Source organism: Vibrio sp. 1288 (assembly GCF_033344475.1).
Genome location: NZ_JAWPOX010000004.1, coordinates 122,450 through 148,608 on the forward strand (window position 1 = coordinate 122,450; position 26,159 = coordinate 148,608).

Consider the following 26,159-nt stretch of genomic DNA (forward strand, 5'->3'; position numbering starts at 1 on the left):
ACGATGTTGGCCAAAACTCGAAGAAAGCAGCACGATTATATGTACACAGCGCAATTGGTTGAGAAATGTTCAACTCTGCATTGCTATTGATCTAAAGACTGTTATGCCACTGGATGTTGTGCTTTAATCGAGGAAGATATTCATAAAATTAGGAAAGAGAACTATGAGTAGCGTATTTGAAATCGTTAACCAAGCTCGTCGTAAAAACAAACTAAAACGTGAGCTTCTTGATAACGAGAAGAAAGTTCGTGATAACCGCAAACGTGTTGATCTTCTAGAAAACCTTCTAGACTACATCAAACCAGAAATGACTCACGATGAAATCGTCGCAATCATCAAAAATATGAAAGCAGACTATGAAGATCGTGTAGATGACCACATCATTAAAAGCGCTGAGATCTCTAAAGCACGTCGTGACATCAGCCGTCGCATTCGTGAGCTGACTGAAGAAGACAAGCAAACTAGCGGCAAAAAATAAACGCGTAAGCTAGATTTTCGAACCCCGAGCAAGAATATCTTCCTCGGGGTTTATTTTTGTCTCTAAACTAACCGCCGTGTACAATCAATCTAACTCTTATTCCTAACGCATTCAGCTTTCTATGTCTTCAACTACGACAAGTACACAACCAACGCTTGCAAAACAATTATTTACGATGACCTGGCCAATGCTTTTTGGCGTTCTGTCTTTAATGAGCTTTCAGCTTGTGGATAGCGCGTTTATCGGTCAGCTCGGCGTTTTACCGTTAGCCGCTCAAGGTTTCACTCTGCCTTTGCAAATGGTCATTATCGGCATTCAAGTCGGTCTAGGGATCGCAACAACAGCGGTCATTTCTAAAGCTCTTGGGGCGAATGAAAGTCGGTATGCCAAACAACTGGGCGGATTAGTATTGATGATCGGCTCAATTGGTGTCGCTATTTTTGGCGGGCTAATTTGGCTTTTGCGCTACCCCATTTTAGCTCTATTAAGCGCTCCAGAATCTGTTATGCCGATAATCGACAGTTACTGGCCTTGGTGGTTATTAAGCTCATGGACTGGTGCGGTTTTGTATTTTTATTACAGTATCTGCCGAGCTAATGGCAATACAATGTTACCTGGCACAATGATGATGATAACCAGCGGCGTGAACCTTGTGCTCGATCCGCTATTTATTTTCACATTTGACTTGGGTATTAACGGAGCGGCAATAGCAACCATCGTCGCTTTTGGGTTTGGTATTTTAGTCGTCGCTCCTCGCGTGAAAAAGAATCACTGGGCAACGACACAATGGCAAGATCTTAACGTAGCCAAAAGTGTTGCATCTATCGGTAACATTATGGGCCCTGCGATGATTAGCCAACTGCTGCCACCGTTGTCTTCCATGCTAGCAACAAAATTATTGGCAAGCTTTGGAACCGCAGCAGTCGCCGCTTGGGCGCTTGGTTCACGCTATGAGTTCTTTGCTATCGTTTCGGTCTTGGCGCTGACAATGTCTATGCCTCCAATGGTTGGACGCTTACTTGGAGCAAAGAACTATGAAGATATCCAAAGGCTCGTCAGTATTGCCGTAAAATTCATTCTAGGTTTCCAACTTTTGATTGCTGCCATTACATTTGCCGTCGCAAACCCACTCGCATTATTGATGACAAGTGATGTGCAAGTGGAGCAAGTCTTGGAAATGCATTTACTGATAGTGCCGATCAGTTTGGGTTCATTAGGGGTTTGTATGCTAATGGTTTCTCTTTGTAATGCATTAGGCAAATCTTACACCGCGCTCACTATTTCAGCGCTGCGCTTGTTTGTCTTTTTCCTACCGTGCTTGTGGGTTGGCGCTCAAATGGATGGAATCCGAGGTTTACTCTTAGGCGCTTGTATCGGCAACCTGTTAGCTGGTGTTTCCGCATACCTAACCTATCGCCAAACCATACGCAAACTCGCAGGCGCTCAAGCCAACGCACAACAATGAATAATCAGAACTAAGCCCCTGAAGTGGGGCTTTATCGTTTTGACGCCTTGTCTAAGTTGAAATGTTAGCTAGGCGAGTTTTAATTCACTAAAGAGCTCAAATAACTGGTTCGATTTATACGGCTTAGGTAAATAAGCATCCATGCCTGCCGCAAAACAGTTGTGGATGTCTTCTTCCAAAACACTCGCAGTGAGTGCGATAATCATCGTTTTTTCACGTCCTGCTTTCTTTTCCCAACGACGAATTTCTTTCGTCGCGGTCAGTCCATCCATCACGGGCATCATGCAGTCCATTAAAATTGCATCGAATTCTTCTCCCTTTGTGATGGCTTCTAACGCTTCTTGGCCGTTGCTTGTTATCAAATAGTCATAACCTGCTTTATCCAGAAAAAAACTCGCTATTTTCTGGTTCATCAAATTATCCTCCGCAATTAAGATCCTCCGATGAGAGCGCGACGCTCGATATTCAGAGCTGACAACATTATTGGTGACATTGTCACTTGATATAGTCTTTTCAACCTTAGCTAAATCATCAATGACATGCTTAAATCGATTGCCAAGGAAAGGTAATGTGAGTACGGCATGTACTTTTTCTGCATTTTCGTAGGGAGTGGATAAATGATGCTGGCAAATAATCACACGGCGAAGATCGTAATTAAATGATAGATTATCCAAGATTTCATCGGTATTAGCGTCGTTACTGTGGCACAGAAATATGACATCAAAGTCATCATTTATCGCTTGCACTTCATTCACATTATTAACACCAAAGAGATTGATTTTCGCTAAGCGACACTCTTTTAATACTTGGTCGGCGTAGTCGTAATTTGAGCAGATCAAAAGCCCTTTATTAATCACCTCCGAACGCCAGCCAAACACCGGAATTGCTTCAACCTCAATCGAGAATTCAAAGCATGTGCCCACTCCTTTTGTAGATGTTGCTACGAGCTTGCCCCCCATCATCGACACAAGCTGACAACAAATTGCCAAACCCAACCCTGTACCGCCAAATTGCCTCGACACTCCTTCATCTTCCTGAGTAAAGGGTTCAAAAATCGTGGTTAACTTATCTTGATCAATGCCTATTCCGGTATCTTCTACTTTAAACGTCAGCACTCCACGTTCTTTCTCAAGTAACTCCTCATAACTAACATCAACGCATACATGCCCACTTTCGGTAAACTTAACCGCATTCGATACCAGATTCGTAACTACCTGTTTGACACGATGATCATCGACCATCACGCGAATGGGGATATTTTCAGCTAAATTAATACCTAACTTTAGCTGTTTAGATGTTGCTTTGGATTGGAATAAAATCATCGACTGATACACGACTTCTCGGATATCCGCTTCTACTAGTGACAGCTCCAATCGTCCAGACTCGATTTTAGAGAGATCCAATATATCGTTAAGTAAAGTAAGCAGCGTTTGAGATGAGGAGTCAATGTCATCAACAACTTCTTGTTGATGCGAAGACAACTCACTTTGAGAGAGTATTTCTGTCATGCCCATGATCCCGTTAAGGGGCGTGCGGATTTCATGTGACATGTTGGCAAGAAACACAGATTTTGCACGATTAGCCGATACTGCTGACTCTTTTGCATGCAGTATTTCTTCAGTTTGTCTCTGCATTTCTTCAACCACTCGATTCACTTGCTGAGCAAAAATGGTCAGTTCATCACTTCCATCAACTTTGACTTTTGTTTGCTTCTCTTCGGAGTTGATCAACGCGTTTAAAGTATGAATGATCGCATCGAGTTTGCTGTTAACGCGGAACCAAGTACTAAATCCGAGCCAACAAAGCAGGATAACCACTAAGGCAACGCCAAAACTGATCATGACTATATTGGCCTTTTGTTCATGAACCTGCGTTAGAAGCGACTGCTCAGTTTGTTTGGTGAACCCATCGATGAGCACTTGTAAGCGCTGCACACGAAAATCGAGTTCTTTTAAATACGCGGCGTAGTCACTTTGTGACATGTCTCCTGACATTAATTGTCCGCGAGACGCCAAGTTTCTCTGATATCTCGGCGAAGTAAACAAGCCAAGCAATTTATCCACTTGCTCGTATGACCCACCTAAGTTTAAAAACGCATCCAAATTTTGCTGCTGTCGGTCAATCGCCTGATAAAACATACTTTGACTTAGCCGACTCTTAGGGTCTTGGACTAAACGGTTCGTCAGCCAAGCTTCTTTCTGTGTCCAAAAAGAGAGCTGAGCAAGGTAGGCAATAAAATTTTGCATGCGAATGCCATCGTCACTGCCATACCATTGATGATTTTGCAACAAAGAGCGCGACATATTTTGGAGCTGTTGAAATGCCCAATCACCCAGGTCGTCCATCTCACTCAATCTACCTGACAATACCCCCAGCATGGCTTCTTTCAGTTCATCAGCATACTCAGCAGTATTAGGGTTACTCACAAACTTTTGATGCAAAGAAGAAATAACTTCACCTTGTTCTTCAATATTAATGGCTGCAGATACTTGAAGATCAGGCTGTCGGCGTACTTTCTCTATGGAGTAAATAAAGTGGGAGGCCTTGGATATCAATTGGAAACCTTGAATATTGCTAACCGTTTGATTGAGACGGCTCACGCGCAACGCATTATCAGAAAACTGCTGAACTGCAAATACCACGATTACCACAGCGGGTAATAGTGCGAGGAGTGCTAAGCGTGTTTTTATTGATAATCTCAACATCCATCAGCCTAATGGTTGATTTCATCCGTTTATTTAATATTAGACTAGTTTCCCGCATTGAAAGGCATATACGACATTGTTACTTTCAAACAACATTCACCTACCTAGATTATGGTTATTGTGAGTGTTTTATCATCGGCTAATGAAGTGGCAATTGTGATTCAAGTCATATTTTTTGATCTTAAAGTTGGATGCAAACAATAAAGTTTCACTCACAACTAAGAGTCGCCTCACTTTTCAGGAAATCATCTATTGTATGTTTACCTATTGAGTTGCCTTATCGAGGCAAATCACACAAAAATGCAAAATATCCATTTTTGTCAACAAGACTAATTTGAAAGCAAACGTTATCATCGCAAAAAAAGTAAGTTACTTTCTAAATGTCAATACGTGAAAACCACTGCTTTAGTCACATTAATCCACCACTAACGTCCCCTTAAGTAGTGTTTTACACTGGATTTAATTTTCCTAGCAGAATAAGGACTCCGACCTTAGAATCCGCACACATAACTATTACAACCCGATTACATAACCCACCACACTCTTGCACGCTGCCGAAGAGGCAACAGCAGAGAGTATGGTTAGCCCCCAAAACGTGAAAGGTCTAATACAACAATGAGTCCAGAGAAATATCTCCAAGACTGGCAAACTAGCCAAACGATTGCTGAATCTATTTCCCCTCTAATTGGTAAGCTATATCGTCAAAAAGGAATCGAAGTGGTTCTGTTTGGTAAAACGCTTATTAATGCTACTACTATAGACATTCTCAAAACTCATCGCGTTGCAAGACGTTATACCGGTAACCCACTTTCGCTTGAGCACACGATGCCTATTATTCAAGCGCTTTGTGAAATGAGCATTTCTTCATGCCGTGTCGATGTTGGCCAATTGGCAACTATGTACTGGAATGAACATGACGATACAAGCTCTCTAAACGATTTCCTTATCACTGCACTTGATGGCGCTCGCGACGCAGATTCTTCATTGAAAGCGCGTGATGTGGTTCTTTACGGGTTCGGTCGCATTGGTCGACTACTTACTCGCCTTCTCATTGAGAAAAGTGGTCCAGGTTACCCACTAAGACTACGTGCGATTGTGGTTCGTGGCGGTAAAAAAGGCGATTTGGAGAAGCGTGCTAGCTTGCTGCGTCGTGACTCAGTTCACGGCCAGTTCAACGGTAGTATTGTTATCGATGAAGAGCGTAAAGCACTGATCGTTAACGGCAACTACATCCAAATTATCTACGCAAATAACCCAAGCGAAGTAGACTATTCAGCTTTCGGTATCAATAACGCGCTAGTTGTTGATAACACAGGTGTTTGGCGTGATTCTGAAGGCCTGAGCCAACACTTAGCGTGTCAAGGCGCAGAGAAAGTACTGCTAACAGCACCAGGTAAAGGTGACATCAAAAACGTTGTATTCGGTGTAAATGAGTCGGTAATTAAAGAAGATGACACCATCATCTCTGCGGCAAGCTGTACAACAAATGCAATCACGCCAGTCCTTAAGGCTCTGAACGATAAATATGGTGTTCTTTCTGGCCATATTGAAACCGTGCACTCATACACAAACGACCAAAATTTGATCGACAACTTCCACTCTGGTGACCGTCGCGGACGTAGTGCTTCACTAAACATGGTTCTGACTTCAACAGGTGCGGCAAAAGCAGTTGCTAAAGCATTGCCAGAGCTTGCAGGCAAGCTAACAGGCAACGCGATTCGCGTACCTACACCAAACGTTTCTATGGCAGTCGCTAATCTAAACTTAGGTGAAGACGTAGACCGTGATTCACTGAACGATTACTTGCGTGAAATGGCGTTGAACTCTGAGCTTTCGGCACAGATTGACTACACCGATTCAACAGAAATTGTATCAACTGACTTAGTTGGCTCTCGCCATGCAGGCGTCGTAGATGGTCAAGCGACTATCGCACAAGACAAGCGTTGTGTACTTTACATCTGGTACGACAACGAATTCGGTTACAGCTGCCAAGTTGTGCACTGTATGGAACAAATGATGGGTGTTCGTTACCAAACATTCCCTCGATAGGTGAACTTTGCTCCACAACGTTAACCACATAGCGTAGCGGACAATATCTCATATTTGTTCTAAATAATAAGCGCCATGCGCATTACTAATATTTTTCCCCGTTTATACGCCTGATCACCCTCAGGCGTTTTTTCGTTTCATTCATTTGACACTCTCCGGACAAAGTGAACGTCAGCATTCATGTTTTGTTCATGTTCACAGCATTAATCTGAGCACATAAATTACAGAGAGGTCATGATTATGAATCGGATTATTGTAACTGCACTAGCACTGATTACCGGCTTTTTTACGTTAGTATTTAGCTTGATCATTGCGATTCCGTTGACCATCGCAGCATTAATTACCGGTAAACGTATTGAAAAGCGCGTCAAGAAAATGCAGAGAGAAATGCACGAAGAGTATGAGTTTAATACAGGTAAAGCAGATGCGATTGAAGGTGAATTTGAAGAGGTTCGCCGGTAAGTAAATAAGATTTAGATGAGTTTCTCTCCCCCGACCGCTCCTGAGAAACTTCTTGCTTTCACCCTGTCCTTAAAATGGCAGGGTGCTTTTTTGAAAAGCACAATATTGAATAAGCACCTAGCGGTTTATTGCTTTATCTTTTTGTTGTAGGAGGCTGTGTAACCAGCCTCCCATAAATCACCATCGACACCAGAGTATGGGTTGGATTCTTTCGGAGCGCCGCTTAGGCAAGCATCTTTGCCTTCCTTCTTAATTTCATCGATGTGATTTAAAACAAAGTCAAAGTGTTTAGGATCAGCCTTTTGTAGTAACCCGTACAAAAGGCCAAAGCCAAGCATCGTAAATACAAACAGTTCAAAAAACACCCAAATGCTCTTTGTTGAAAAGAATATCCAAGCAACGCTGCAAACACTGGTCAAAATTACTACTGGAGCTAAATCTACTATTCTTTGCATATTGCTCTCACCTTCTAAACGGTCATGGAGTCTCTACCCCTTTCATAGGGTAAGTAAGAGGAAAGTCCGTTTTTATCCAATAAAGCACTCTCGACTTAATATGCGACACTGTTAGTATTAACGTTAAGTGGCTATCGTTCTCATTATAACAATGCGTTGGAAAGTAGCTTTCACAGCAAATGAGAATATGAACCAAAGTAACACTATTGATAATATTAATTTTAGCAACGTTTAGCGTCAGAATTACGTAAATTGTGTAAGGGTTACTGAGAGTAGACAAAAAAGCAGCCACACGGGCTGCTTTTAGTATTTCTGTCTTGCGAGCTTGTCTATACCGTTACGACCACTCTAAGAGCCAGCAGCATGAGTACTACCCCTGACAAACGATCAATCAACACTGCCTTAGAGCGAATTCTGTCAACGACTTTAGAGCTCGATAGCACTAGGGTAATAAAGGTGTACCAAAGCCCATCCACAACAAACGGCGTGGCAACAATGATCATCTGATTACTCAAATCATTACCGAGCGCGACAAACTGACTGAATAATGCGATAAAAAACAAAGCAATTTTGGGACTTAAAATCGAGATAAAAAAGCCTTCTCGCGCAGACTGGATTACCGTTGTTTCCTCACCTGACTCCAACTTCGCAGCCACACCACCTTTTGAACGCAAAGCATTAAACCCTAAATACGCAAGATATGCCGCACCCACAAGGCTAATCGTCTTGAACAGCATCGGGCTTTGCTGCAAAACAACAGCGAGACCAATCAAGGTAATAAACGCATATATACCAATGCCAAACGCATGAGCCCAAGCCGTAGCTAATCCATTGATACGTCCACCAGCCAACGAGTGCTTAGCGACAATAGCTAAGCTGGGACCTGGTGACATAGCCCCTAATAAACACACGGTAAAAAGTGATAACCAAACTGTTAGTGTCATAAGAATCTCCCCTCTTTGACGCTCACTCTATCAACGGAAGAGGTATAATTAGAAATCAAAGTTATTCATACTAATCATGACTTCAAGTCATAGCTAAACGATGTACGTATTAGCGAATGGAATATTCAGAGATTTGCATTACTGAGCGAATCTCTTCTCGCACCCATTTATGCGCAGGATCCGTGTCGTATTTGGGATGCCACATTAACCAATATTGATGAATAGGTGTTTCGAGTGGTAATGCTTTATGGGTTAAGTCCCAATGCTTAGCGAGGTTAACGGCAATATGTTCAGGAGCCACCATCAGGTGCTCACTTGCAACTAAGCGATTGATCGCAGCAGAGAAGAATGGAACCTTAAAGGTAACGTGGCGGGTGTGCCCTAGCTCTTTCAATGCTAAATCAGTGTAGGAATCTTTGTCTCCGCCGCCAGTCACTTTGATGTGTGAATATGAAATCAAGTCTTCAATACTGATCTGGTCCTGCTTTGCTAACGGATGAGAAGATTTCATCAAACAAACTGATGAATCCTCACCAATTTTAACGCTCGACACACTCTGTGGTTTTTCTGGATACATAGAAGACGCGATATGGATGCCCGTCTCATGAAGTTTATCAAGAAAGTTGGGTTGCCACAGTCGGTACGCCATATCTAGCTGTGGCGCTTGTTCACCCAAGTGAGAGGCAATATCGGGCAATACGTATTGCGCCACGTAGTCACTAGAAGCAATAACAAGCTCACCTTGCCACTGCCGCGGCTCAAAAGGTTGGTCATCGAGTAAATGGTCAAACTCAGCCAGTAATGCATCAAGCTTTGATTTTAACGCTATTGCTCGTGGCGTTGGTATCAGTTGATTACCTTGACGAATAAGCAGTGGGTCACCACACAGATCGCGCAATTGTGCAAGCTGTCGACTGACGGCAGACTGCGTAATGTGCAAACGGTCTGCGGTCCGGCTGACATGACACTCCTCTAAAAGTACATGCAAGGAGCTAAGTAGATTCAAATTAATGTTGTTTAACATATTCGCTCAGAAGGGTTTTCAACATGGCATCCATTCATGGTCACTTCACAAACAGGTTCCCAGTCGTGTTAAAGAATTCAGCTAAGACGGTATGAGTCATCAGGTTTCGAAGCTCTGGATATCGTTGAATTTGATCTCTGATTTCGTTCAAGCGAGCCATCGTAGGCACTTCGACAAAAACCATCATGTCCGTCTCACCGCTGATCGCATGACACCATTTTACGCCATCAATTTTGTATAACTCGTCCGCGTATGATTCGCAATAATACGTAGAGGTTGATTTATCGAACTTTAAGGCAAAATAGGCGCAAATCGAATCCCCACCCGAAGGCGCAATTTCAGCGTGATACCCTAGAATCACTTTGTCATGCTCTAGCTTACGAATACGGGCCGTTACCGCAGAACGAGAAAGGTTTACTTTATCCGCAATTTCAGTCACCGACAGCCGAGCGTTGTGCCTGAGCAGATCCACAATCTTATGATCAAACTTGTCCATACCGTTACCAAGCTTTCCTTATTTTTCTCATTCTATACCGATTCTAACTGCATAAGAAACCAACATTTTGTTGGAATTATTTAAAACAACCGTCATATTGACGGTTTAGTAAATCATTTTGTTATTAACATTTTGGATATGCTATTTGGCGGGCATGAGATGAGTGCTGTTATCCATTTCAACAGAAAATAGATAACACATTGAAATCAAATTCCCAACTTAAGTACTCAGCACATAAATAGCATCGCTTAAACACATAAAACGAAATAACCAGAAGCCACAAGCTTTTTCGTAATAAGCCTCATAACATTGGATGAATCAATTCGCATGGAAGAGCTCAAAAAAGACATTTCACTCACATCAGGTATCGCACAGTTATCCACCACATTAATGGGAACGGGGCTTTTTATGATCCCGGCTATCGCAGCAGGTATAGCTGGCCATTTTTCACTATGGGCTTGGATTTTATTGTTCATCGCGATTTGTCCTATTGCGCTGACTTTTGCTCAACTGGGTAAACGATACCCCAACGCGGGCGGAACAGCCTTTTTTGTACGCAAAGCCTTTAACGCCAAGCTGGAAAGTAGTGTCGCTTGGCTATTTGTTAGTGTCATTCCGGTAGGGGTTCCGGCCGCGATTGCACTCGCCGCAGGCTTTCTACAACAAATATTGCCAGAGCCTATTAGCAACAATCTGTTTGCACAAGTTCTCACGGTAGTACTTCTTGTGTTCGTCAACTTGATGGGCACAAAATCATCAGGTCATTTACAAACTCTTATTGCTTTGAGTGTCTTCGCACTTGTTGGCGCATTTTTATGGAAAGGCGACGTTAACAGCGCCGATCTTGTGATGCCCGCCATCACACAAGAGTCAATTTGGCCTATTACCGCAGCGTTAGGCGTGATGTTCTGGTGTTTTGTTGGCATAGAGGCTTTTGCCCATATGGGGGAAGAGTTCAAAAACCCTCAAAGAGATTTCCCTATTGCCATTGTGGTCGGTTGTTTTGTAGCAGGGGCTACCTATTGGGCATGCTCTGTCGTTATTTTAAAATTTGGCGCGTATGGTAACGCTCAATTTGATAACGCATCCATCCCCTGGCTTAGTGCCCAACTACTAGGCGATGGAGCCAAATGGATAATCAGCTTGATAGGTTTCTCCGCTTGTTTCGCGAGCGTTAACTTATACACACAGAGCCTAGCGCGAATGGTCTGGGCTCAAGCTCGGGAACATCGTCCTTCTAGTCCACTAGCCAAGATTTCGCGTCGTGGTGTCCCTTTCTCAGCCACCATATTAGTTGGCGGTATATTATTGATATCTTGTGTGATAGGAACCCTATCACAGCTCGATCTGGAGTTTTTCCTAAAACTCGCAAACAGTGTATTCGTTCTGGTTTACATGTTGGCGATGTTAGCCGCTTTTAAATTGCTTCGAGGATTTAGTAAAACACTTGCGGGACTGTCCCTACTGCTTTGTACCGGTGTTTTTATATGTTTAGGCTGGTCAATGTTTTATGCACTTGGCATTTTTACTCTACTTTTACTGCCTTGGAAACAGTGGCGACATAAGCGACAAACACGTGTAGTTGAATAGTCATCGCTTCCCATTTCGAAATATGTGAGCTAAACGTTGGATACCAGCGTCTATGTTCTCTAACGCGATATTGCCGTAACCAAGCACAGCACCATGCCAGTGACGTGCTTGAAAATCTGGGTGTTCATAATAGCTCAAAGGTCGCAAGATGATCCCTTCATGCTCTGCTAGTTTTATAAAACGCTGCTCATCCATACCGTCTTGCCATTTCAACGTAACATGAAGCCCCGCCGCTTGGCTAACGACGCAAACACGGTCGCCAAAATGCTGTTGAATGGATACATGCATCTGTTCATGCTTAGTTTTGTACAGTCGACGCATTTTTCGAATATGACGTAATAACCCACCTTCAGTAATAAAGTCTGCCAATGCTTCTTGTGTATGCGTCGGCGAATCACCACTTAACGCATCCTTAACCACTAAGCATTGCTCTACTGAACGTTCAGGAACTACAAGGTAGCCAAGCCGCAATCCGTTAAACATCACTTTACTGAAGGAACCCACATACAACACACGATCATCTCGACCCATTTGAGCTGCTAGCCCCTGTAAGCTGGTATAGGGACGATGAGCAAACTGAAATTCGCTGTCATAATCATCCTCGATGATCCAACTTGATTGTTCGACCGCCCAGTTGATGATCTTTCCTCTTTGCTCGGTATTGAGTGTGGTACCCATCGGATATTGATTACTTGGTGTAATATACAGCGCATCGGCATCGCTTGAGGTCACCGCTTCCACATCAAAACCTAATTTCTCTGTTACGAACAAAGGCTCAAATTGATAGTTTTGGAACTGAATCAACTTCCGCATTTGCGCGTAACCTGGTTGCTCCATCAGAACCTTATCACCTTGTTTGAGCACTACCATCGTCGCAATCGACAACGCTTGCTGCGCCCCAGAGGTAATAATAATGCGCTCTGGAGAACAATTCACTGAACGGCTTGATGCGAGGTAGTCAGCTAAAGCACAGCGCAATGCCCAACTACCCTGAATATCTTGATTCCCCAACAAGCAAGTACGAGACATATGGCGAGTGAGTAACTTTTGCCATTGCGCCATCGGAAATGCGTCCAAATCCGGCACACCCGGTGCAAATGCGCGGTTGATATCAAAGTGAGCTTTCGGTGATGAGTCTCTCTGAACTGAACTAGGTTCAGGCAAGTACTGCTCTGGCAGTTCTACGGCAACATAAAAACCAGAACCTTTTTGGCTGTTCAAGTACCCTTCCGCCACTAACTGTTCGTAGGCAGAAATCACGGTGTTCCTACTTAGATTAAGCTCTTGTGAAAGCTTCCGCGTAGAAGGCAGCTTCCCATTCTTCATCCACAGTCCTTGAACAATTTTCTTGCGAATAGCAAAAAACAACGCTTGCTGACGCGTTCCATCACTGTCTTTTAAATGCAGGTCACCGATATCAATCAAAGACAAACTGGATCCATCCATTAGTTAAAAGTGGCTCTCTTTAAGCTACCAGTTAAACGCTACATTGCAATCAAAGAATGAGGATCAATCGCTCGTAATCGTGAGCAAACAAGGAGAGAAAATGCTATCCAACACCAATAGAACGGAAGTTAAGAAAGGCGCACATAAAGCCGTCTCTGATGTTAGCAAACTGCACGCCATCATAGATGAAAGCCTAATCGCTCATATTGCGATAACCAACGAGTCAGGCCCTGTGGTCATCCCTATGCTGGCATGGCGTGTCGATGATTACGTGTATATCCATGGTGCCAACAACAGTCGACTGTTACGCTCACTCAAACAAGGAGTGCAAACGTGCTTAACCTTTACTTTGTTTGATGGTTGGGTATTGGCTCGAAGTGCGTTTCACCACAGTGCGCATTATCGCAGTGCTGTGGTCTTTGGCCAGTTTGAGGTGGTGGAAGATAACCAAGAGAAAGACAGGTTGCTGAATCACTTTATTGAACAGATCGCTCCGGGGAGAACAGAACAAGTCCGTTTGAGTAATGAAAAAGAACTCAAAGCCACCATGCTACTGCGTATCCCGCTCACGGAGGCATCAGTGAAAATCAGCAATTTTGGCGTCAACGACGATGCGGAAGACATGGACATCCCTGTTTGGGCAGGTGTCCTACCCTACCGAACCGTCGTAGGTCCGCTGCAAGCTTGTGACGATTTGTATGAAGGTATCGCAGAGCCAGACTACCGCAGTGCCTACTCTAACCGTTGGCAGGAATAAGCACCGTAAAACGTGCGCCGCCTAAGTGACTCTCGCCGACAGAAAGCTCCCACCCCAGTTGCCGCGCTGCACTGGTAGCGATGGCAAGCCCTAAACCAAAGCCTTTCATGTCGGCGTTGCGGCTTTTGTCTAAGCGCGAAAATGGCATAAATACTTCTTCTCGCATCGCCTCAGGGATGCCCGGACCATCGTCCTCAATATCGATGCTCCAGCAATCCGCTACCGTTCGAATCGTCACCTCAACGCAGGACTCACCATAACGCTTGGCGTTTTGCAGTAAATTATCGAGGACAAGGTTACCCAAAGTAGGCTGAAAGTGAATCAATTGGTTCGCGAGTTTATTTTCTGCTCTCAACATGGCGGACTCTAAGCCTAGGTAATTCATGCGGCTTTTACACCAAAGTGGCAGTTCCATGGTTTCAACAGAATCGATCCATGAGTGGTTTTTCACACTCAAGCGAGACAGCATGACGATGTCGGATGTTAAATCCGTCACGACATCAACGTATCGTTCAATATCGTCATGTAACTCTGCCTGCATTTCACCACTCGTGCGTCGAGCTAAATCCGTCGCTAGCTGAATACGACTCAGCGGAGTGCGCACTTCATGAGGAATAGCTTGAGTAAAGATGTGTGTTTGGCGCACTCGTCTCTCAATCTCTTCAGACATGCAGTTGAAGCCTTGGGCGAGCTCTTTCACGGGTTGCGAAAATTGCTTTAGATCGACTCGCGTATTCAACTCACCAGAACCAAATTGTTGTTGCGCAGCCGTTAGTTGCCGAATTTGGCGGTCAAGACGTCGTACAGGTATGTAAACCATAATGCCTAAACTGCATACAACAACCAAAAGTAGAGTAAGTATAAATACAATCTCAGAATCTTCATTCCAATCAACGTGTGGGCTAAAGAAATCCGTTTTTTCTTTGAAAACTAAACTCTTCGAAGTGTTAGGCAAAGGGAATACCGCAGCATAGGTACTGCCATCAATAAGATAAACAGGTATCCCTTGCATACGGTACAGCAGATTACAATCTCGACAAGGCGGTGATCCGTCCCAGTTTTCAACCAATGTTAAATCAAAGATAAAGAAATCTTGCTTGCCGTTTTCGGTTAACTTCTTGTAGAGAGAATCCGGAGTGCCTCGTTGCTCAATGTATTGATCGACAAAATAAGCACCGTCACTCAAAAAAACACCGACTTCTGTTTTGCGCATGTACTCTTCCCCCATAAAGAGAAACAAAGCAACAGTCAGCGCAAGGCCAGTTACTAACCCCACATATAGACGAGTAAACAGGGAAAACATGCGTCATTTACCTGTCAGCATGTAGCCGTGGTGACGTATGGTTTTAATGGTAGCCGTATGGATATGAGCCTTAGAGAATTTCTTCCTTAGTGAGGATATACGCATATCAATCGAACGATCAGTAATACAGTATTCAATGCCTCGGGCAAGACGGCAACATGATTCACGAGATACTGGCTTATCGACATTCAGCATCAGGAGCTCTAAAATTTCAAACTCAGAACTCGTTAAACCAATATCTTTTTGCAAATAAAATGCTTGGGAGCGACGAAGACAAAGACTAATGCCATATCGGCTCAGCTTTTCTTCTTCAACGATATCAACTTGACGACAATAGCGACGCAACGCTGCTTCAATACGGGCGAGAAGGATATTGCCTTTTATCGGTTTGGTAAGGTAATCATCAGCACCAAACTTAAATAAGCTCACCTCGCTCATTTCATCATCGGTCGCAGTCAAAACAATGATAATACCATGATAAAACTTACGCGCCTCTTGACATATTTCTGCGCCATTTTTTCCTGGTAACATCAAATCTAACAGCACTAGGTCCGGCTTGAGCCCCTTAATCGTTTCTAATGCATTTTGACCGTTATCGATGACAGTTACCGTATATCCTTCGGCTTCGAGGTACATTTTGGTTAATCGAGCAATCTCTGAGTCGTCTTCTACCAGTAAGATTGTATTACCCACCATGAATCATTTACTCCACCAATATGATGGAGGGAGTATATCGCTCGTCCTATACTGCGCAACCTACTTAAATGATAATTTTAATAAAACGCAGGCTTACATACGCTTACAAACCATACATATACGATAATCCTAATCATTCTATACCCCTAAAGCCATGCAATAACCTGAGGTTTTATTCATTATCAGAATATAGCTTCACATAGAAAATAAAATTCGGAATAAAAATCCACTATATTTTCAAATGTATCGAATAATAGGTCTTACCAAAAAACAATACCAACATATATGACTTAGTTTGCTTATATAGACAGGACTTTATGTTGCTTCTAAGTTTCTTGCTCTAATAAAGTCTACGAGTAACATGAAATGAGATATTCCAAATTAACACCTTTAGCCATATTTTGCGCGATAAGTCTAACTGCTTGTGGCGGCAGTGAATCTAATTCGAAACCATCGACAACGACACCTCCAACACCACCAGTGCCAACATTGAGCACTGTCACAATCCCAACTGTCGTTTCTACAGAGTTTCCGGCCAAGTTAAAAGTGGCTGCTGATGCGGGCTTCACCCACTATGTGAAAATCTCCCTTTCCGAAGCAAACAACAACGATACATTTCACATTGTGGCCGTTGATGACGGTGCGAATAATGAAAAAATCTTTCGTGCAGCCAAAATCATCCAACACCTTCTAACAAACCAACCAGACTCTAAGTACGGTGCTGACAAGTCTCTTATCGCTAAGACATTAGCCGAGCGTGATGCCACATTAATGCTGACCGAAAACGACGAACAGAATGATGAGATGTTAACCAAAATCTTTATCAACGAACTGATTCGCCAAGACAAATTGAACGATGCAGTTACAAACTCGGGCTTAGCACACTCTTTTGATACGAGTTCTCTAGAAAAGTTTGTTGTAAGCATGATCGTACTTAACGAAGATGATATGGATACACTTGTCACATCTATCGCGTCAACATTAGTAACTAGTGAAGAAACACCAAACTGGCTAAGGAATAGCCAATCTTTAATGTATCGAGAACTGACAGTTGAAGGCGATTGCCATTACATGAGTAATTTTGCCGATTACTGCGCCAATCTTGGTAAAAAAGCCGAACGAGACGCCGCTTTTGAAGAAATTTTACACTTGGTCCAAGCGCAAGGTATTGCACCTAACACGGCGACTGCGGCACTGCAAAATGACATTCAAGCTCATGCGTTAAGCATCTATAACGATATTCAATCGGGCAAACCGACGGTGTGGCGCCCTACTCAGTATGACTGGGACGATTGGAAATCGGACGACTTCGATCCTGAAAGTGTGAAACAAACGGGCCCTTCATATTCTCACGAATATTTTGCTGCCGCTTTTGAAGCGTACATGGGCGTAGCAAAAGCAAACGGACATGGTTTAGATGGCTACCAAGCGTTAACGCGTGAAGAAATGCAAACCCAAGATCCACAAGCCGTTGATTGGATCAGTGGCTTATTCCACGGATACTTGCAATATACCGCGAATATCGACTCTGCGGGCGTCAAGCTCTACACCGAAAAGACAAATCCAGGCACAGTACCTACCTTCCGTATGGCTCCCAACAAAGACGGTTTGATAGAAGCGTACACCTACAAATCTCAGTGGCTAACAAAAGTGAAGATCATTGGCGACGACGCGATGAATGTGATCGGTAATGATCAAAACAATACTTTTGAAGGCAACAGCAAAGACAACAGCATTTATGGTGAAGGCGGTATCAACACCTATATCGTGCCACACAAACTGGCGGAATGTACTGTTATCAAAGCAAAGAGTGTTTCTGTTGAGTGCCCAAATACAGGCACTGACGAGTTGTACGACATTCAGAACATCCAATTCACCGACCAAACCCTAGATGTAACCAAGCTATAAACAATGAAAAACATGAAGAAACTTATTCTATTCGCTCCCTTGCTCCTTGTTGGTTGTGGTGGCCTAGCCGTCATGGATCGTACTGATGCCGTAAAAGCACAACCAGAAATGCTGATCAAAACCGACGGTGATTTTTGGGGATTCGGTGCAGATGGCCATTTTGATTTTGCTGGTAAGTACAAAGGCAAGTATTCACGCAGTGCTTCTAACTCAAGTTGGTTTAACCGTATCTCTTTCAAAGAAGGTTCAATGGGCGCAGAAGTGACTCGTATCGACAGCGGGGAAACTTGGCTTTTGAACTGCACCGGAGGCGGTATGTCGGTTAACTACATGGGCGTCGATTTTGGTGGGAATGATCCTTACACCTGTGACATTACTCAAGATGGTAAAAAAGTCGGTGAGTTTGCGATGGAGCCAAAATCGGCTCTCATCGACATCAGCTTTGAGAAAAAAGAGACAGGCATAGTGCGTATTGGTAGCACCCACTTTAATGTAGAAACTGTACATACTAGTCCTGACGCCATGATGGCGGTAGACATTCCATTGGGTTATAGCTTTAAGGAAGGCACACAAGAAATTGCCGCTGTGCAGACGAACGGTACCATTGCGGTACAGATGCTCCCTGAACTTAGCGAACAAAAAAAGGATGTAGTTGCCATCGGCGCTGTTGCAAGTGCACTAAGTTGGCGCCCTAAAAAATAGCCATTACATAAAACAACAACACACAAAAAACAAAGCCCTCTACTTTTTTGAGGGCTTTTATTGCTTGTACTCATAGAAATAAGTGGAGCACTACTTCTCTAATCTTCCCATATACTGCTTGGGCGTTAATCCACGATGTTTCTTAAACATACGATTGCAGCTCGCCACATTGGTGTAACCAAGGCGCGTGGCAATGTCATCAATACTCACGCGCTTACTCAACAAACCAGCTGCAATATTACTCAATACATAGCCAGAAACCGTCGAAAAATTGAGCCCTAATTTATGCAAACGACGTTGAAACTGCTGTTCAGATAAATCAAGCAGAGAAGACACGCGCTCTAACGTTGGCAATCCATAATGGCTGCTGTAATTCACCACTTCATAAATCACTTTCAACTCATCTTCTGGGTCGGGCATATTAAGCAAATCATCCAAATCGGAAAAACTCATCGCTAGACGGCTGTCTTCTCGATGGCTCACTTGGCGAGAAGCTAGTCGGTCATCTCCCGGGATCCATATCTCTGTTTTTGGCTGACTCCATTCCACCTCGCAGCCGAAATATTCCCGGTATCGCTCAGTATTTTTTCTCGAGCCTGAAACCTTGACACGTAAAGGCTGGTAATCTTTGCCAAGAAATTCGCGTAACACCTTAATCATAAATACCGCACAGCGGATACTATCGTGCACCTTTACTGACGTTTCTATAAACGGGTTGTGGTAAGTCCATTTGATGATTTTACCCGACTGTTCGCCAGCAAAAAACGCCCCTGATTGTAGGTTGCTCACACCATAATTCACTCGCCGAATGGTACTGGCTAAATCATTGCCGGAGAATAACCAGCGTCCCACTGGCCCTAGCTTTTGCAGTTCAATACCTCGGCTGAGACTCAACACCACATCCGGGTCACCACTGGCTTGTTCAACACAACGGTACCATTCCGCAACGGCTTTTAGCGGGATCAGTGTCATTGGGTTACGAAACACCGATGCTGGGATCCCTAACTCATCCGAGTCCAAATTGTATTTAGATAACGCGAGGTTATGCATGTTTAGAATGCCCATCGCGCGAATAAACCGAACCGTTTTCATAACCAATCACATCAAATTTAATCCTGTAGTGATTGAATCTGTCACAAAGAAAGCCGCAAATCAAATTCAGATCACAATACGCCAACAGTTTGATAGAGGAGTGTTTAATGAGTTTACTGAGTGTCCCGTTTGTCGGTACAGGCGCAGATACGGCGTTACATGTTGTCGCTGCTGTCGTTTTAATTGCGAGTGTCGCGGGCGCGTGTTACGGCTTTTGGAAAATCCATGAATTGCCTATCAATAAAGCACACAGCAAAGACCATCATCAGATAGGGCTCATCACTGCGCTGACCTGGATAGGGTTTGTCTGGCACTGGGTTTGGGTGCTAGCCGTGATCTTTGCATTCGTTGATATGGAAAAAGCCATCATCAATCTGCGTGATACATGGAAAAGTAAACCGCAAACAGAAACACAGCCAAAAGAGGAAGCATAATGTTAGAAGGTTTAACGGTATGGGCACTCTTCATCTATCTGTTGCGTTTGGTTGGCATGCCTTGGAACAAAGCAACCAAATCGTTCGCTTATCTTGGCGGCTTGGGTTGGCTAATGTTCGTCTGGGTAGGTTTGATTAACTTCACCCCGATGGATTTATCCGGCGGTTCTGTCGTGCAGTCGCCACACATCCAATTGCGTCCAGATTCAACCAATGTAAAAGGTAAAGTTGACCACATTTACATTGAGCCGAATCAGCAAGTTAAAGAAGGTCAGCTCATTTATGAACTTGACCCAACGCAATACAACATCGCATTAAATCAAGCGAACGTATCCGCTGATTCTGCTCGCGTTGCATTAGCTACAGCAATAGGCGACATCGAGATTGAAGAAGCTAACCACGAAGCGCTAGTGCAAGATCTAGAAACATCAAAGAGCCAGTTGGAAGCGGCGAAAGTTGACTACAAATTGCAGAAAAAGATGCTAGTTCGCTATGTTGAGCAAAACCGAGTGGTGCAAAACACCATCACGGAAAGCGACATCGACAAACAGTCGAGCACAGTAGACATGGCTCGCCACAATGTGTTGACTCTTGAATCTCAAATCAAGAAGAAACAAGTCGATATTTCACGTGCGAAGCTGGCGATTCATAAAGCGGAGTTAGCGGTTGAAACGAAGCAGGCTGAATTGCGTCAAGCGGAAGAGCAAATTGCAAAAGCACAATGGGATTTGAACAGCACCAAAGTGCATGCACCTAGTGATGGCTTTGTAACTAACTTTATCCTGCGTGAAGGTCAGCGCGTATCAGCGATGCCACGTATTAATATGTACACCAACGAGAAGTACGTACTGATGCGAGTGAACCACCAAGCGATTCGTAACATCAAACCGGGTCAGCCAGCGGAATTCTCTTCGTCCGTTTACCCAGGTAAGATCTTCTCAGCGACCGTCGAAGGCATTGTTGAAGCAACAGGTGAGTCACAAGGTAATCTACTGGGTTTCGATGATTCCGTACGTGTCACCACTGGAAAGAACTTACAGAACAAACACCACTTTGTTCGTCTTAAGATTGATGAGCCAGAAGGCTACGACATCCCTGTTGGCTCTGTTGGCCTCGCATGGGTCAGCGGTGAAAAACCGATAGGCTTCATGGCCTTCTTAGATGTGATTCGCGGGATCATCATCCGAATGAAGTCTCAACTGTACTTCTTCTACTCTATCTAAACTCGCAAACCGCCAGTTACGCTGGCGGTTTTCTTTTCATTTGTATCCAAACATATCCTTTTCCCGTATAAGAATTAGTTAGTAAATAGCGGAGAAGATTCATGTCGGCAAAGGAAAGAAGCCTACCTACCCATCGCATCTCAAGATTCAGCAAGTTCGCTTCACTTGCTACCCGTGTCGCAGGCAATGTGATTGCAGAAGGCACGAAGCAGATAGCCAAAGGCAACAAACCAAAAGCGAAAGACCTCTTGCTGACGCCACAGAACATCGCGCGCTTAACTGACCAACTTGCTCACCTGCGTGGCGCTGCAATGAAGCTTGGTCAAATGCTATCAATGGATGCTGGTGATGTTTTAGAACCTGAACTTGCCGATATTCTTTCCCGTCTTCGTTCCAACGCAGACCCAATGCCTGCAAAACAACTCAACGCAGTAATGGAAAGTTCGCTAGGAACGAATTGGAAAGCTGAGTTTCTGTCATTTAACTTCAAACCAATCGCCAGTGCATCAATAGGACAAGTGCACCAAGCCTACAGCGATGCGGGCGATAACCTAGCCGTCAAAGTGCAATATCCGGGCATACGGAAAAGTATCGATAGCGACGTCGATAATGTCGGTACACTGCTCAAGGTCGTTGGGTTGATTCCCGAGTCTGTCGACTACAAAGGATTGCTCGAAGAAGCGAAAAAGCAGCTACATGACGAGGCCGATTACGCACGAGAGGCACAATTTGCCATTCGTTATCATGACGCTTTGAAGGAGCACCCTCATTTTGTGGTGCCCAAGATTCATACTGAAAGTTGCTCAGACTCCGTTCTCGCGATGGAATTCATTGATGGTAGCCCGATTGAGCAAATCGAACATTATGATCAGAGTACGCGAGATTTTGTCATGCACAGCCTACTCGAATTACTGTTCAGGGAGCTGTTCGAATTTAAGATGGTACAAACCGACCCAAATTTCGCCAACTACTTATATATCGAAAACACTCGTCAAATCGGCTTGCTAGATTTCGGGGCCACTCGAGAGTACAGCGAGCGGTTCAGCACTGGTTATCGCCAAGCTTTCGCATCTGTCGTTAACAATGACGAACAAGGCTTGAATAATGCGCTTGAACAAATAGGCTTCTTCAGCCAAACCATCCTTCCAGACCAACGCCAAGCGATTCTCGATCTAGTGAAAATGGCATGTGAACCGATGTTAGTTGATGAGCCTTATGACTTTAAAGCCAGCGGCTTAGCACAAAAGCTTCGCGAGGCTGGCACCATTCTAAGCATGGAGCAAGAATACTGGCATACTCCACCAGCAGATGCCCTATTTTTACACAGAAAAATCGGCGGAATGTACTTGCTGGCAGCCCGTATTGGCGCAAAAGTGAACATTCGCCAATTGGTACAGCCATATCTCACCATCAACAGCGAATAGCCTATTGTTTTTCTGTTACTTTCAAGTACCTTGAGCAAGGTTAAGGTGCATAGTTGTGCATCTCAATAACATGCCATACTTCCATAAAACGAATTAACTATCGGGGTACTCGGTGAGCAAGTTTCAAGATCTCTCCACTCTAATCCAGCAAATTGGCCAAGCCGAAGAAGCGGATCAAGTCGCAACGCTCAATGAATCTATTGAAGCGGGCCTCGAGCCCGGCGCGGTTGCCCTGATTCTAGAAGCCTTTCCAATCGACGATCGTGTTCGCTTATGGCGAGCTTTACCACTAGAGCTACATATCGACGTGTTAACGGAAATGCGTGCGGACGTACGTTTCTCTATCATCAACGCGTTATCTGAAGTCGAGCTAAAACTCACTCTCGCTAAACTCGACAACTTATCGCTCATCGAATGGGCCGATTCGTTACCAGAGTCGATCATAAACGAAGCGCTCTCGTTGATAGAAAAAGATGAGTTGGAACTTTACGATCAAGCAAACGAGTATGCTGATGAAGAACTCGGCCACTGGGCTGAACGTAAGATCATCACTCTTCCCTTCAACATTACGATTGGGACAGCTAAGCAGTTAATGGAGCGCTATAGCTACGACACGCCTCAACAGGTATATCTGATTAATCGTAATAAACAGTATCGTGGAACGGTCAATTACTTCGATATCTTACGTGGTGACCCCGATATTCGCTTAAAAACACTCGTTATTGAGGCAGTGACGGTTCTAGACAGTAAAATGATGCTTCCTGAAGCGGTAGAGGCATTAGAACACAGCACACTGCCCGCTCTCCCTGTAACTGATGCAGACCAAACACTGATCGGTGAAGTCGATTGGCAGTTTGCATTGAGTACACAGCGTGAAATCTACGAAGCACGTTTGATGGCCGGTACAGGTATGGATGAAGGCGATGACTTGTTTGCGCCAGTATTAAAAAGCTCGCAAAAGCGCGGTGTTTGGTTAGGCATCAATCTGCTTACTGCGATTTTGGCGTCTGTCACTATCGGACTATTTGAAGATGTAATTGCGCAGGTGGTGGCTTTGGCGGTGCTCATGCCAATTGTTGCATCCATGGGGGGCATTGCTGGCAGCCAAACGCTCACTCTAATGATTCGTGCGATGGCGCTTAATCAGATCACCCCAGGTAACCGCTTCAAGCTTTTGAAAAATGAGTTGGGTATTGGCTCTCTGAACGGCATTGCTTGGGCGTTAATCATCGGCGGGCTCGCCGGATTGTGGTTTCAATCTCCGGTTCTTGGGGGAACCATCGCGCTGGCCATTATCGTCAATATTATTACCGCAGCTTTATTTGGTGTGCTGATTCCCATTATTCTGGATAAGTTTAAATTGGACCCCGCTTTGGCTGGCTCGGTGATTCTAACAACAGTGACAGATGTAGTTGGTTTTTTCGCCTTTTTAGGAACGGCGAGTTTAGTCATGCTTTAAAAGGTTCATTGTTTATTAATCAATCATTAGCATAATAGAGTCAAATTGCATAACGCAGTTGCAAATTGCAAACATTACTCAAACTTTAAGCAACGCATGTCACAGAAACTACGTATTTTAGGGCATATTAAAGTTGGCACAGTAACTGCATTATATAAATCGACCCTTCTTAAGCCGAGGGTCACCTAGCCAACTGACGTTGTTAGTGAACTTGATTTTGTTCACATGTATATAAGCCAATCGCACTCTTTGCGGTTGGCTATTTTTTTATGTGGCTATTGCCCTCTTATCCTCTGACCGAGCTCGGTTGTACTTTTCTTACCCACAACAGATTGTTTACTGTTTATAAAATTCAAATATTCGCCCACTAAACCATTAGAAATGCCAGCTTCAACAAAAATAAATCACCTACATAAAATAAAACCAAGAAAACACACCCAAGAAAAGAACAAATAACGTCCAAACCAAAAACCTCATCATGAAATCGTTTTCCTTTAATAGAAATCGACTGAACAATCCAGAGTTATAGATAAATTTAATCCATAAAAACAAATAGCAATTCAAAACATTAATTTCACATAGAAAACCTGTCTATAAATCATAGAAAATACGTAAAAACAAACTTTCCACTTTTAGAATTTAAAAACCAAACCATTGTTATTAAAAGAAAAAATACACATAAAAAACCAAGCAAACGTTTAAATTGCAATTTTATCATTGACTATTAAATTTACATCACGATAATACGCGCCGTTTGCCTGAAATCAGGTGCTATAATTTAATGTTTCAATGTGCGGAGGTAATAATGGCTGGAGACAATAATTACAGTCTTGGACCAGTTCCCAACACGGCCAGAAAAGGCGTGGCATCACTTACAATGGTGATGTTAGGACTCACTTTTTTCTCCGCAAGTATGTGGACTGGGGGTTCTCTCGGTACTGGGCTCTCCTTTAATGATTTTTTCCTCGCTGTTCTCATCGGTAACCTAATCCTCGGTATTTACACTTCTTTCCTCGGTTACATCGGCGCTTCTACTGGTCTCTCTACTCACCTTCTTGCTCGTTTCTCTTTTGGTTCTAAAGGCTCTTGGCTTCCTTCCGCTCTTCTTGGTGGTACTCAAGTCGGGTGGTTTGGAGTTGGTGTCGCGATGTTTGCGATTCCGGTGCATAAAGCAACGGGCATCGATACCAACACGTTGATCCTTGTATCCGGTTTGCTCATGACCGCGACCGTTTACTTTGGCATCTCCGCACTGATGGTGTTGTCAGCAATTGCCGTTCCTGCCATTGCGCTACTTGGCGGCTACTCTGTCATCGAGTCAGTAAATAGCGTTGGTGGTATTGGCGAACTACAACAAGTTCAACCAACCGAGCCACTCGATTTTTCAATAGCTCTCGCGATGGTTGTCGGCTCTTTTGTCAGTGCTGGTACATTAACGGCGGATTTCGTACGCTTTGGTAAAAAGCCGCGCAGCGCCGTGATGATCACCATGGTGGCATTTTTCATCGGTAACTCGTTAATGTTTATCTTTGGCGCGGCAGGTGCGTCGGTGACGGGTCAATCAGACATTTCTGAAGTGATGATCGCGCAAGGTCTTCTTATTCCAGCTATCATCGTTCTTGGCTTGAACATCTGGACGACCAACGACAACGCGCTCTACGCATCGGGTCTTGGATTTTCCAACATCACAGGCTTACCAAGTAAATACATCTCAATGGCGAACGGTCTTGTTGGCACACTTTGCGCTCTCTGGCTCTACAATAACTTTGTTGGCTGGCTGACCTTCTTATCTTTGGCAATTCCACCGATTGGCGGTGTGATCATCGCTGACTTCTTCACGAACCGTAAACGCTACGCAAACTTTGAAGCCGCCCAATTCCAAAACGTTAACTGGGCTGGCATTATCGCTGTCGTGATTGGCGTTGGTGCGGGACACTTCCTGCCTGGCGTAGTGCCGATTAACGCTGTACTTGGCGGCGCAATTAGCTTCCTGATTCTTAATCCTATTCTCAACAAAAAAGCACTGGCTACACAGCCAGCGTAAGGA

The 26,159-nt window shown here is 44.0% G+C and carries 22 protein-coding genes; 13 read left to right on the plus strand and 9 right to left on the minus strand.

Annotation, left to right across the window (positions count from 1 at the left end):
• The first annotated feature begins 163 nt into the window (after positions 1–163).
• Both R8O11_RS04645 and R8O11_RS04650 read left to right on the plus strand, forming a co-directional pair.
• A complete protein-coding gene (locus tag R8O11_RS04645) occupies positions 164–478 on the plus strand; it encodes a DUF496 family protein (protein WP_005373603.1) in 315 nt (104 codons plus the stop codon).
• Positions 479–599: 121 nt separating this feature from the next.
• Complete coding sequence (locus tag R8O11_RS04650; protein WP_025767935.1) at positions 600–1,943, plus strand: MATE family efflux transporter; 1,344 nt, start codon at positions 600–602, stop codon at positions 1,941–1,943.
• A gap of 68 nt (positions 1,944–2,011) precedes the next feature.
• Here R8O11_RS04650 and R8O11_RS04655 read toward each other — a convergent pair whose 3' ends face one another.
• The gene (locus R8O11_RS04655) at positions 2,012–4,648 is read right to left on the minus strand and encodes an ATP-binding protein (protein ID WP_318193952.1); all 2,637 of its coding nucleotides are present in this window, start codon (positions 4,646–4,648) and stop codon (positions 2,012–2,014) included.
• A 615-nt stretch (positions 4,649–5,263) separates the two neighbouring features.
• On the opposite strand from R8O11_RS04655, the gene R8O11_RS04660 reads away from it, so the two are divergent.
• The gene (locus R8O11_RS04660; RefSeq protein WP_005373606.1) at positions 5,264–6,697 is read left to right on the plus strand and encodes a glyceraldehyde-3-phosphate dehydrogenase; all 1,434 of its coding nucleotides are present in this window, start codon (positions 5,264–5,266) and stop codon (positions 6,695–6,697) included.
• A gap of 240 nt (positions 6,698–6,937) precedes the next feature.
• Positions 6,938–7,159 (plus strand): hypothetical protein, encoded by a 222-nt coding sequence (locus tag R8O11_RS04665; RefSeq protein ID WP_005373607.1) that lies wholly within the window; start codon positions 6,938–6,940, stop codon positions 7,157–7,159.
• Positions 7,160–7,284: 125 nt separating this feature from the next.
• Here R8O11_RS04665 and R8O11_RS04670 read toward each other — a convergent pair whose 3' ends face one another.
• From R8O11_RS04670 to R8O11_RS04685, 4 genes are all read right to left on the minus strand, one after another.
• The gene (locus tag R8O11_RS04670) at positions 7,285–7,614 is read right to left on the minus strand and encodes a hypothetical protein (protein WP_005373609.1); all 330 of its coding nucleotides are present in this window, start codon (positions 7,612–7,614) and stop codon (positions 7,285–7,287) included.
• 329 nt (positions 7,615–7,943) lie between these two features.
• Entirely contained in the window at positions 7,944–8,558 is a 615-nt protein-coding gene (locus R8O11_RS04675; RefSeq protein WP_005373611.1) for a LysE family translocator, read from the minus strand.
• A 109-nt stretch (positions 8,559–8,667) separates the two neighbouring features.
• Positions 8,668–9,582 (minus strand): LysR family transcriptional regulator, encoded by a 915-nt coding sequence (locus R8O11_RS04680; protein ID WP_318193953.1) that lies wholly within the window; start codon positions 9,580–9,582, stop codon positions 8,668–8,670.
• Between the two features lie 40 nt (positions 9,583–9,622).
• Positions 9,623–10,078, minus strand: coding sequence for an Lrp/AsnC family transcriptional regulator (locus tag R8O11_RS04685; RefSeq protein WP_005373615.1), 456 nt, complete (start codon positions 10,076–10,078; stop codon positions 9,623–9,625).
• Positions 10,079–10,405: 327 nt separating this feature from the next.
• On the opposite strand from R8O11_RS04685, the gene yjeH reads away from it, so the two are divergent.
• On the plus strand, positions 10,406–11,668 hold the full coding sequence (gene yjeH / locus R8O11_RS04690) for an L-methionine/branched-chain amino acid transporter (RefSeq protein ID WP_213903239.1): 1,263 nt from the start codon (positions 10,406–10,408) through the stop codon (positions 11,666–11,668).
• On the opposite strand, the gene R8O11_RS04695 is transcribed toward yjeH, so the two are convergent.
• Positions 11,669–13,114 (minus strand): PLP-dependent aminotransferase family protein, encoded by a 1,446-nt coding sequence (locus tag R8O11_RS04695; RefSeq protein WP_213874316.1) that lies wholly within the window; start codon positions 13,112–13,114, stop codon positions 11,669–11,671.
• Positions 13,115–13,214: 100 nt separating this feature from the next.
• Here R8O11_RS04695 and R8O11_RS04700 point away from each other — a divergent pair, with 100 nt between their 5' ends.
• A complete protein-coding gene (locus R8O11_RS04700) occupies positions 13,215–13,871 on the plus strand; it encodes a pyridoxamine 5'-phosphate oxidase family protein (protein ID WP_191115784.1) in 657 nt (218 codons plus the stop codon).
• On the opposite strand, the gene R8O11_RS04705 is transcribed toward R8O11_RS04700, so the two are convergent.
• Positions 13,852–15,174 carry an ATP-binding protein gene (locus R8O11_RS04705; protein WP_213897931.1) on the minus strand — a complete coding sequence of 441 codons (1,323 nt, stop codon included), beginning with the start codon at positions 15,172–15,174 and terminating at the stop codon, positions 13,852–13,854. The two genes, R8O11_RS04700 and R8O11_RS04705, sit on opposite strands and share 20 nt — an antisense overlap.
• Before the next feature lie 3 nt (positions 15,175–15,177).
• Positions 15,178–15,870 (minus strand): response regulator transcription factor, encoded by a 693-nt coding sequence (locus tag R8O11_RS04710; RefSeq protein ID WP_005373624.1) that lies wholly within the window; start codon positions 15,868–15,870, stop codon positions 15,178–15,180.
• 366 nt (positions 15,871–16,236) lie between these two features.
• Here R8O11_RS04710 and R8O11_RS04715 point away from each other — a divergent pair, with 366 nt between their 5' ends.
• Complete coding sequence (locus tag R8O11_RS04715) at positions 16,237–17,778, plus strand: hypothetical protein (protein ID WP_033906362.1); 1,542 nt, start codon at positions 16,237–16,239, stop codon at positions 17,776–17,778.
• 12 nt (positions 17,779–17,790) lie between these two features.
• Positions 17,791–18,480: a hypothetical protein gene (locus R8O11_RS04720; protein ID WP_017635164.1), complete on the plus strand. Its 690-nt coding sequence runs from the start codon at positions 17,791–17,793 to the stop codon at positions 18,478–18,480.
• 90 nt (positions 18,481–18,570) lie between these two features.
• Here the strand turns inward: R8O11_RS04720 and R8O11_RS04725 are convergent, their stop codons facing one another.
• Complete coding sequence (locus tag R8O11_RS04725; protein WP_017635163.1) at positions 18,571–19,572, minus strand: AraC family transcriptional regulator; 1,002 nt, start codon at positions 19,570–19,572, stop codon at positions 18,571–18,573.
• A gap of 107 nt (positions 19,573–19,679) precedes the next feature.
• Between R8O11_RS04725 and R8O11_RS04730 the strand changes: the two genes are divergently transcribed.
• The 5 genes from R8O11_RS04730 to codB all read left to right on the plus strand — a co-directional run bounded on the left by R8O11_RS04730 (position 19,680) and on the right by codB (position 26,156).
• Positions 19,680–20,006 carry an MFS transporter gene (locus R8O11_RS04730; protein WP_017635162.1) on the plus strand — a complete coding sequence of 109 codons (327 nt, stop codon included), beginning with the start codon at positions 19,680–19,682 and terminating at the stop codon, positions 20,004–20,006.
• On the plus strand, positions 20,006–21,229 hold the full coding sequence (locus R8O11_RS04735) for an HlyD family secretion protein (protein ID WP_318193954.1): 1,224 nt from the start codon (positions 20,006–20,008) through the stop codon (positions 21,227–21,229). The genes R8O11_RS04730 and R8O11_RS04735 overlap by 1 nt, the downstream gene beginning before the upstream one ends.
• A gap of 101 nt (positions 21,230–21,330) precedes the next feature.
• Positions 21,331–22,653 (plus strand): ABC1 kinase family protein, encoded by a 1,323-nt coding sequence (locus R8O11_RS04740; protein ID WP_017635160.1) that lies wholly within the window; start codon positions 21,331–21,333, stop codon positions 22,651–22,653.
• Between the two features lie 112 nt (positions 22,654–22,765).
• Positions 22,766–24,112: a magnesium transporter gene (locus tag R8O11_RS04745; RefSeq protein WP_017635159.1), complete on the plus strand. Its 1,347-nt coding sequence runs from the start codon at positions 22,766–22,768 to the stop codon at positions 24,110–24,112.
• Between the two features lie 805 nt (positions 24,113–24,917).
• The gene (codB, locus tag R8O11_RS04750) at positions 24,918–26,156 is read left to right on the plus strand and encodes a cytosine permease (protein WP_042522679.1); all 1,239 of its coding nucleotides are present in this window, start codon (positions 24,918–24,920) and stop codon (positions 26,154–26,156) included.
• The last annotated feature ends 3 nt before the right edge of the window (positions 26,157–26,159 follow it).